The organism is Entomohabitans teleogrylli, assembly GCF_001484765.1.
Taxonomy (GTDB): Bacteria; Pseudomonadota; Gammaproteobacteria; order Enterobacterales; family Enterobacteriaceae; genus Entomohabitans; species Entomohabitans teleogrylli.
The window spans coordinates 24144-32372 of sequence record NZ_LLXO01000042.1 but is presented as its reverse complement, the minus strand read 5'-3'; the positions used below and the strand labels follow the sequence as shown (position 1 = coordinate 32372).

7 protein-coding genes are annotated in these 8229 nt (G+C 52.9%); all 7 read left to right on the top strand.

The features are described 5' to 3' along the window. Positions 1-305 precede the first annotated feature (305 nt). A complete protein-coding gene (gene secE / locus AQ981_RS23730) occupies positions 306-689 on the top strand; it encodes a preprotein translocase subunit SecE (protein WP_058914238.1) in 384 nt (127 codons plus the stop codon). Between the two features lies 1 nt (position 690). Then, a complete protein-coding gene (gene nusG, locus AQ981_RS23725; protein WP_058914237.1) occupies positions 691-1236 on the top strand; it encodes a transcription termination/antitermination protein NusG in 546 nt (181 codons plus the stop codon). 211 nt (positions 1237-1447) lie between these two features. Further along, entirely contained in the window at positions 1448-1876 is a 429-nt protein-coding gene (rplK, locus tag AQ981_RS23720; protein WP_058914236.1) for a 50S ribosomal protein L11, read from the top strand. Positions 1877-1880: 4 nt separating this feature from the next. Beyond that, positions 1881-2588, top strand: coding sequence for a 50S ribosomal protein L1 (gene rplA, locus AQ981_RS23715; RefSeq protein ID WP_058914235.1), 708 nt, complete (start codon positions 1881-1883; stop codon positions 2586-2588). 296 nt (positions 2589-2884) lie between these two features. Then, entirely contained in the window at positions 2885-3382 is a 498-nt protein-coding gene (rplJ, locus tag AQ981_RS23710; protein ID WP_058914234.1) for a 50S ribosomal protein L10, read from the top strand. Positions 3383-3449: 67 nt separating this feature from the next. After that, on the top strand, positions 3450-3815 hold the full coding sequence (rplL, locus tag AQ981_RS23705) for a 50S ribosomal protein L7/L12 (protein ID WP_002445276.1): 366 nt from the start codon (positions 3450-3452) through the stop codon (positions 3813-3815). A 319-nt stretch (positions 3816-4134) separates the two neighbouring features. Beyond that, a complete protein-coding gene (gene rpoB / locus AQ981_RS23700; protein WP_058914233.1) occupies positions 4135-8163 on the top strand; it encodes a DNA-directed RNA polymerase subunit beta in 4029 nt (1342 codons plus the stop codon). The last annotated feature ends 66 nt before the right edge of the window (positions 8164-8229 follow it).

Sequence of the window (8229 nt, the reverse complement as noted above, 5' to 3'; positions counted from 1 at the left end):
GCCGTACCGTTGGCGCGGGCGTTGTTGCTAAAGTTCTCAGCTAATTATTGCTGATAACATTTGACGCAATGCGCATGAAAAGGGCATCATTTGATGCCCTTTTTGCACGCTCTCGAACCAGAACCTGGCTCATCAGTGATTTTTTTCTCATAATCATTGCTGAGACAGGCTCTGTAGATAGCGTATATACCGAAGCTGATATATCCCTGCAGTCGGTAATTTGTAGGTAATGCGTTTTCGGTTTGGTTTGCCTCGCTTCTGCGGGGCGAAAATGTTTGTCTGACTTATTTGTGACAGGTTGGTTTATGAGTGCGAATACCGAAACTCAAGGAAGCGGCCGCGGCCTGGATGCGATGAAGTGGCTGGTTGTCGCCGTTCTGCTGATTGCAGCAGTGGTGGGCAACTACCTCTATCGTGACATCACTCTGCCGTTGCGTGCCCTTGCAGTGGTAATTCTGATTGCTGCAGCGGGTGGTGTCGCGCTGTTGACGACAAAAGGTAAGGCCACCGTTGCCTTTGCCCGTGAAGCGAGAACCGAAGTCCGCAAGGTGATTTGGCCCACGCGCCAGGAAACACTGCACACCACGCTGATTGTGGCTGCGGTAACGGCTGTAATGTCACTGATCCTGTGGGGACTGGATGGTATTCTGGTTCGCCTGGTATCCTTAATCACTGGCCTGAGGTTCTGAGATGTCTGAAGCTCCCAAAAAGCGCTGGTACGTCGTTCAGGCGTTTTCCGGTTTTGAAGGCCGCGTAGCGACATCGCTGCGCGAGCATATCAAATTACATAACATGGAAGAGTTATTTGGCGAAGTCATGGTTCCTACCGAAGAAGTGGTGGAAATCCGTGGCGGTCAGCGCCGCAAAAGCGAGCGCAAGTTTTTTCCGGGTTATGTACTGGTTCAAATGGTGATGAATGACGCGAGCTGGCACCTGGTGCGCAGCGTTCCGCGCGTGATGGGGTTCATTGGCGGGACATCTGATCGCCCCGCGCCGATCAGCGATAAAGAAGTTGATGCGATTATGAACCGCCTGCAGCAGGTGGGTGATAAGCCGCGTCCGAAGACGCTGTTTGAACCGGGTGAAATGGTGCGTGTTAATGACGGTCCGTTCGCTGACTTTAACGGCGTTGTTGAAGAAGTCGACTACGAGAAGAGCCGCCTGAAAGTGTCGGTTTCTATTTTTGGTCGCTCCACCCCGGTGGAACTTGACTTCAGCCAGGTCGAGAAGGCCTGACGACAGTCATTACATCGTTCAGATGTTGCATGAGGCGCGAAACTGGCATACAATTTCGCGCCTTTTGTTTTTGCGGGCCAACTGCCCGTAAAACGATTATTTAATCACGGGGAGCCGTAAATTACACAAAATCAATCAGGTTGATCTCAGCGATGAAGCGGCCTGGGGGGAAGATGTGTAAGGCGTTATTACCCAATCAGAGGAAATTGCAATGGCTAAGAAAGTCCAGGCCTACGTTAAGCTGCAGGTTGCAGCTGGTATGGCTAACCCGAGTCCGCCAGTTGGTCCGGCTCTGGGTCAGCAGGGTGTGAACATCATGGAATTCTGTAAAGCGTTCAACGCCAAAACGGATTCCATGGAGAAAGGTCTGCCGATCCCGGTTGTTATCACCGTTTATGCTGACCGTTCTTTCACCTTTATTACCAAGACCCCCCCGGCTGCCGTTCTGCTGAAAAAAGCAGCGGGCATCAAGTCTGGTTCTGGTAAACCGAACAAAGACAAAGTGGGTAAAATTTCCCGCGCTCAGCTGCAGGAAATCGCGCAGACCAAAGCTGCCGACATGACTGGTGCCGACATTGAAGCGATGACTCGCTCTATCGAAGGTACTGCACGTTCCATGGGCCTGGTAGTGGAGGACTAAGACAATGGCTAAACTGACCAAGCGCATGCGCGTGATCCGTGAGAAAGTTGATGTAACTAAACAGTATGACATCAACGAAGCCGTTGCCCTGCTCAAAGAGCTGGCCACTGCTAAATTTGTTGAAAGCGTGGACGTTGCCGTAAACCTCGGCATCGACGCACGTAAATCTGATCAGAACGTACGTGGCGCGACTGTACTGCCGCACGGTACCGGTCGTTCTGTTCGCGTAGCCGTATTTACCCAGGGCCCGAACGCTGAAGCGGCTAAAGCCGCTGGCGCAGAGCTGGTAGGTATGGAAGATCTGGCAGAGCAGATCAAGAAAGGCGAAATGAACTTCGACGTTGTTATTGCTTCTCCGGATGCAATGCGCGTTGTTGGCCAACTGGGCCAGGTTCTGGGGCCGCGCGGCCTGATGCCGAACCCGAAAGTGGGTACCGTTACTCCGAACGTTGCCGAAGCGGTTAAAAACGCTAAAGCCGGCCAGGTTCGCTATCGTAACGACAAAAACGGCATCATCCACACCACCATCGGTAAAGTGGATTTCGATACTGACAAACTGAAAGAAAACCTGGAAGCACTGCTGGGCGCGCTGAAAAAAGCTAAGCCGGCAACTGCGAAAGGCGTGTACATCAAGAAAGTTAGCATCTCCACCACCATGGGTGCTGGCGTTGCCGTCGATCAGGCTACCCTGAGCGCTGCAGCGGCGAACTAATATTCGCCTTTACGTGGGCGGCGGATTTGTCTACAATCTTACGCCCATTGTTCTGGTTATCCGGAACAGACAGAATTTGTGGTTGGAGCCTGGCCTTATCCAGGCCTCCGTCCAAGACCGCAGGCGCCCCGCAAGGGCTTAATTTCCTGCGTAGACGGTGACAGAACCTAAAGAATATTTTATGTAGTCTTTGGCTTGTTTCTGCTCACCGTATTTTCGACGCGCTTTATCATCCTGATTTAGCGTGAAGTGAGTTCCGGGACTCTGTCCCGGCAAAATCCAGGAGCAAAAAGCTAATGGCTTTAAATCTTCAAGACAAACAAGCGATTGTTGCTGAAGTCAGCGAAGTAGCCAAAGGCGCGCTGTCTGCGGTTGTTGCCGATTCTCGCGGCGTTTCCGTAGATAAAATGACCGAACTGCGTAAAGCAGGTCGCGAAGCCGGCGTTTACATGCGTGTTGTTCGCAACACTCTGATGCGCCGTGTTGTTGAAGGTACTCAGTTTGAGTGCCTGAAAGACGCGTTTGTTGGTCCGACCCTGATTGCATACTCTATGGAACACCCGGGCGCAGCTGCTCGTCTGTTCAAAGAGTTCGCGAAAGCGAATGCAAAATTTGAGGTCAAAGCCGCTGCCTTTGAAGGTGAGCTGATCCCGGCGTCCCAGATCGATCGCCTGGCAACTCTGCCGACTTACGAAGAAGCAATTGCACGCCTGATGTCGACCATGAAAGAAGCCGCTGCCGGCAAACTGGTTCGTACTCTGGCTGCTGTACGCGATGCGAAAGAAGCTGCGTAAGCGCGCTTTTTTCCCTCACATGCTTGCTAACGTATAAACTTTATTCTGATTTTCAGGAACAATTTAAATGTCTATCACTAAAGATCAAATCATCGAAGCAGTTGCCGCTATGTCCGTAATGGACGTTGTTGAACTGGTTTCTGCAATGGAAGAAAAATTCGGTGTTTCTGCTGCTGCCGCTGTAGCTGTAGCTGCTGGCCCGGCTGAAGCTGCTGAAGAGAAAACTGAATTCGACGTTATTCTGAAAGCCGCTGGCGCTAACAAAGTAGCTGTTATCAAAGCAGTACGTGGCGCAACTGGCCTGGGTCTGAAAGAAGCTAAAGACCTGGTAGAATCTGCTCCGGCCGCTCTGAAAGAAGGCGTGAGCAAAGATGACGCTGAAGCTCTGAAAAAATCTCTGGAAGAAGCTGGCGCTGAAGTTGAAGTTAAATAAGCCAACCCTTCCGGTTGCAGCCTGAGCGATTAGGCTGATGGCTGGTGACTTTTTGGTCACCAGCCTTTTTGCGCTGTAGGGCGCCGGCAGTGTTTCACACTGTTTGACTGCTGGTTTGCCTTTCAATGCTTGTTTCTATCGACGACTTAATATACTGCGACAGGACGTGAATCCTGTGTAAATCGCAATGAAATGATTTAAGAGTGATAGAAACAGGTATTGCGGAAAGTATCCATTTTCCGGTCAACAAAATAGTGTTGCATAAACTGTCCCGTCAATGGGCAGAGTGGGTCGACTTGTCAGCGAGCTGAGGAACCCTATGGTTTACTCCTATACCGAGAAAAAACGTATTCGTAAGGATTTTGGTAAACGTCCACAAGTACTGGATGTTCCCTATCTCCTTTCTATCCAGCTTGACTCGTTCCAGAAGTTTATCGAGCAAGATCCTGAAGGGCAGTACGGTCTTGAAGCGGCTTTCCGCTCCGTATTCCCGATTCAGAGCTACAGCGGTAATTCGGAACTGCAGTATGTCAGCTACCGTCTTGGCGAACCTGTCTTTGATGTCAAAGAGTGCCAGATCCGCGGCGTGACCTATTCCGCACCGCTGCGCGTAAAATTGCGTCTGGTGATCTATGAGCGCGAAGCGCCGGAAGGCACAGTAAAAGACATTAAAGAGCAAGAAGTCTACATGGGCGAAATCCCGCTCATGACCGATAACGGTACCTTTGTGATTAACGGTACTGAGCGCGTTATCGTTTCTCAGCTGCACCGTAGTCCTGGCGTCTTCTTTGACTCCGACAAAGGTAAAACTCACTCTTCCGGTAAGGTGCTGTATAACGCACGCATCATTCCTTACCGTGGTTCCTGGCTGGACTTTGAGTTCGATCCGAAAGACAACCTGTTTGTCCGTATCGACCGTCGTCGTAAGTTGCCGGCAACCATTATCCTGCGCGCGCTGGATTACACCACTGAGCAGATTCTCGATCTGTTCTTTGAAAAAGTTGTCTTCGAAATTCGCGATAACAAGCTGCAGATGGAGCTGGTGCCGGAGCGTCTGCGCGGCGAAACCGCCTCCTTTGACATTGAAGCGAATGGCAAAGTGTATGTGGAAAAAGGCCGCCGTATTACCGCGCGCCACATCCGCCAGCTGGAAAAAGACGATGTTAAGCACATCGAAGTTCCGGTTGAGTACATTGCCGGCAAAGTCGCCTCTAAAGATTATATCGACCAGTCTACCGGTGAACTGATTTGCCCGGCTAACATGGAGCTGTCGCTGGATCTGCTGGCGAAGCTGAGCCAGGCCGGTTACAAACGTATTGAAACGCTGTTCACCAACGATCTGGATCATGGTCCGTACATGTCAGAGACGGTACGTATCGACCCGACGACCGATCGTCTGAGCGCGCTGGTAGAAATCTACCGCATGATGCGCCCGGGTGAGCCGCCGACGCGTGAAGCGGCGGAAAGCCTGTTCGAGAATCTGTTCTTCTCTGAAGACCGCTATGATCTGTCTGCGGTTGGTCGTATGAAGTTCAACCGTTCTCTGCTGCGTGACGACATTGAAGGCTCCGGTATTCTGAGCAAAGAAGACATCATTGATGTCATGAAAAAGCTCATCGATATCCGTAACGGCAAAGGCGAAGTGGACGATATCGACCACCTCGGCAACCGTCGTATCCGTTCCGTGGGCGAAATGGCGGAAAACCAGTTCCGCGTCGGCCTGGTGCGCGTAGAGCGCGCGGTAAAAGAGCGTCTGTCGCTGGGCGATCTGGACACCCTGATGCCTCAGGACATGATCAACGCCAAGCCGATTTCCGCGGCGGTGAAAGAGTTCTTCGGCTCCAGCCAGCTGTCTCAGTTTATGGACCAGAACAACCCGCTGTCTGAGATCACCCACAAACGTCGTATCTCCGCACTTGGCCCGGGTGGTCTGACCCGTGAGCGCGCAGGCTTCGAAGTTCGAGACGTTCACCCGACCCACTACGGTCGTGTATGTCCGATCGAGACGCCTGAAGGTCCGAACATCGGTCTGATCAACTCCCTGTCGGTGTATGCGCAGACTAACGAATACGGCTTCCTGGAAACGCCGTATCGTAAAGTGACTGACGGTGTGGTAACTGATGAAATTCATTACCTGTCCGCGATTGAGGAAGGTAACTACGTTATCGCTCAGGCGAACACCAACCTGTCGGACGAAGGTCGCTTCGTTGACGATCTGGTCACTTGCCGTAGTAAAGGCGAATCCAGCCTGTTCAGCGCCGATCAGGTTGACTATATGGACGTTTCCACCCAGCAGGTGGTTTCCGTGGGTGCGTCCCTGATCCCATTCCTGGAGCACGATGACGCCAACCGTGCATTGATGGGTGCGAACATGCAACGTCAGGCGGTTCCAACGCTGCGCGCTGATAAGCCGCTGGTTGGTACCGGTATGGAGCGTGCGGTAGCCGTTGACTCCGGTGTGACCGCGGTGGCTAAGCGCGGCGGTACCGTCCAGTACGTGGATGCTTCCCGTATCGTTATCAAAGTTAACGAAGACGAGATGTATCCGGGCGAAGCCGGTATCGACATCTATAACCTGACCAAGTACACCCGTTCTAACCAGAACACCTGTATCAACCAGATGCCGTGTGTGTCTCTGGGCGAGCCGGTTGAGCGCGGCGACGTGCTGGCAGATGGTCCGTCTACCGACCTCGGTGAACTGGCGCTCGGTCAGAACATGCGCGTGGCGTTCATGCCGTGGAATGGTTACAACTTCGAAGACTCCATCCTCGTTTCCGAGCGTGTGGTTCAGGAAGACCGTTTCACCACCATCCACATTCAGGAACTGGCGTGCGTGTCCCGTGACACCAAGCTGGGGCCGGAAGAGATCACCGCAGACATCCCGAACGTGGGTGAAGCGGCGCTCTCCAAACTGGATGAATCCGGTATCGTTTATATCGGTGCGGAAGTGACCGGCGGCGACATTCTGGTTGGTAAGGTAACGCCGAAAGGCGAAACCCAGCTGACGCCGGAAGAAAAACTGCTGCGTGCGATCTTCGGTGAGAAAGCGTCTGACGTTAAAGACTCGTCTCTGCGCGTGCCGAACGGCGTTTCCGGTACCGTTATCGACGTTCAGGTCTTCACCCGTGACGGCGTTGAAAAAGACAAACGCGCGCTGGAAATCGAAGAGATGCAGCTCAAGCAGGCGAAGAAAGACCTGTCTGAAGAGCTGCAGATCCTTGAAGCCGGCCTGTTTGCTCGTATCCACACCGTGCTGGTCTCTGGTGGCGTTGAAGCTGAGAAGCTCGACAAACTGCCGCGCGACCGCTGGCTGGAACTGGGCCTGACCGACGAAGACAAACAGAATCAGCTGGAACAGCTGGCTGAGCAGTATGACGAACTGAAGCACGAGTTCGAGAAGAAACTCGAAGCCAAGCGTCGCAAGATCACTCAGGGCGACGATCTGGCGCCGGGCGTACTGAAGATCGTTAAGGTGTATCTGGCCGTTAAACGTCAGATCCAGCCGGGCGATAAGATGGCGGGCCGCCATGGTAACAAAGGTGTTATCTCCAAGATCAACCCGATCGAAGATATGCCTTACGATGAAAACGGCACGCCGGTAGATATCGTTCTGAACCCGCTGGGCGTACCGTCGCGTATGAACATCGGTCAGATTCTGGAAACTCACCTGGGGATGGCGGCGAAAGGTATCGGCGACAAGATCAACGCCATGCTCAAGCAGCAGCAGGAAGTCGCGAAACTGCGCGAGTTCATCCAGCGTGCTTACGATCTCGGCGCTGACGTTCGTCAGAGAGTTGATCTGAACACCTTCAGCGATGAAGAAGTGCTGCGTCTGGCGGAAAACCTGAAAAAAGGTATGCCGATCGCTACACCCGTGTTCGATGGCGCCAAAGAAGCGGAAATCAAAGAGCTGCTGCAACTGGGCGATCTGCCGACTTCCGGTCAGATCACCCTGTTTGACGGCCGCACCGGTGAGCAGTTCGAGCGTCCGGTAACCGTGGGTTACATGTACATGCTTAAACTGAACCACCTGGTCGACGACAAAATGCACGCTCGTTCCACCGGTTCTTACAGCCTGGTTACTCAGCAGCCGCTGGGTGGTAAGGCGCAGTTCGGTGGTCAGCGCTTCGGGGAGATGGAAGTATGGGCGCTGGAAGCTTACGGCGCCGCCTATACCCTGCAGGAAATGCTCACCGTTAAGTCTGATGACGTCAATGGTCGTACCAAGATGTATAAGAACATCGTGGACGGCAACCATCAGATGGAACCGGGCATGCCGGAATCTTTCAACGTACTGCTGAAAGAGATCCGTTCGCTGGGTATCAACATCGAACTGGAAGACGAGTAATTCTCGCTCAAACAGGTCACCGCTGCCGGGATAACACCCGGCAGCGGAATGTGCTAACTCCGACGG

Excerpts from the sequence above, each read along its gene's own strand:
- rplK (WP_058914236.1), top strand. The coding sequence starts at position 1,448 with ATGGCTAAGAAAGTCCAGGCCTACGTTAAGCTGCAGGTTGCAGCTGGT.
- rplL (WP_002445276.1), top strand. The coding sequence starts at position 3,450 with ATGTCTATCACTAAAGATCAAATCATCGAAGCAGTTGCCGCTATGTCC.
- secE (WP_058914238.1), top strand. The coding sequence starts at position 306 with ATGAGTGCGAATACCGAAACTCAAGGAAGCGGCCGCGGCCTGGATGCG.
- rplA (WP_058914235.1), top strand. The coding sequence starts at position 1,881 with ATGGCTAAACTGACCAAGCGCATGCGCGTGATCCGTGAGAAAGTTGAT.
- nusG (WP_058914237.1), top strand. The coding sequence starts at position 691 with ATGTCTGAAGCTCCCAAAAAGCGCTGGTACGTCGTTCAGGCGTTTTCC.
- rplJ (WP_058914234.1), top strand. The coding sequence starts at position 2,885 with ATGGCTTTAAATCTTCAAGACAAACAAGCGATTGTTGCTGAAGTCAGC.
- rpoB (WP_058914233.1), top strand. The coding sequence starts at position 4,135 with ATGGTTTACTCCTATACCGAGAAAAAACGTATTCGTAAGGATTTTGGT.